The organism is Caulobacter sp. 17J65-9 (genome assembly GCF_010975005.1).
In the GTDB taxonomy this organism is placed as follows: Bacteria; Pseudomonadota; Alphaproteobacteria; order Caulobacterales; family Caulobacteraceae; genus 17J80-11.
Map to the genome: position 1 here is coordinate 1 of NZ_JAAIVC010000339.1, position 709 is coordinate 709.

Annotated in this window: 1 protein-coding gene and 1 pseudogene; both read right to left on the reverse strand. The window is 78.4% G+C overall.

Features of this window, described 5'->3' with window-relative positions:
* Nucleotides 1-378 (reverse strand): uroporphyrinogen-III synthase (locus G3573_RS21810; RefSeq protein WP_346427433.1); only part of this gene is annotated, 378 nt, incomplete at its 3' end.
* Nucleotides 375-709, reverse strand: a pseudogene (locus G3573_RS21815) (hydroxymethylbilane synthase); the annotation flags it as partial. The gene G3573_RS21810 and the pseudogene G3573_RS21815, both read right to left, overlap by 4 nt.

A 709-nucleotide genomic window follows, 5' to 3' on the forward strand; every position in this document is an offset into this window, starting at 1 on the left:
CGGCTCGCGCGCGCCGGCGTGCAGCACCGCGCCGTTCAGCGCCGGGGCCTCCTCGGCCAGCAGGGCGGCGAGCGCGTTGACGTCGCCGTTGGCGGAACGGACGTCGGCGAAGCCGGCCTCGCGGGCGGCCTGCGCGGTCGCGTCGCCGACGGTGAAGACGGGAAGCGCCCGCTCGGGGTTCAGGCGGGCGAAGGCGGTCACGCCGTTGCGGCTGGTGAAGGCGATCGCCGCGACGCCGGCGAGATCGACGGCGGGCTCCAGCTCGCGCACCGCCAGCACCGGCACGACCAGCGGGTCGTGGCCGAGCGCGGTGAGGCGTTCGGCCGTCTCGTCCGCGCCGGGCCGGGCGCGCGTGACCCAGACCCGCAGCGCGCTCACGCCACGATCAACCGGTCGCCGGCCTCGAGCCGGATCTGCCGGCCGAGCTCCAGGCCCAGTTCGCGGGCCTCGGCGTCCGACGCGCTCGCGGCGACCGACCCTTCGCGGCGCCAGCGCACCGTGCCGTCGGCGGTCAGGCCCTCGACGGTCATGACCAGCCGCTCGCCCACCAGGCGGGCGTGGGCGCCCACGGCGGTGCGGCAGGAGCCTTCCAGCGCCTCCAGGGCGCCGCGCTCGGCGGCGACGGCCAGCGCGGTCGGGGCGTGGTGCAGGGAGCGCAGCCAGGCGGCGTCGGCGTCGACGACGCGGCTCTGGATGGCCAGGGCGCCCT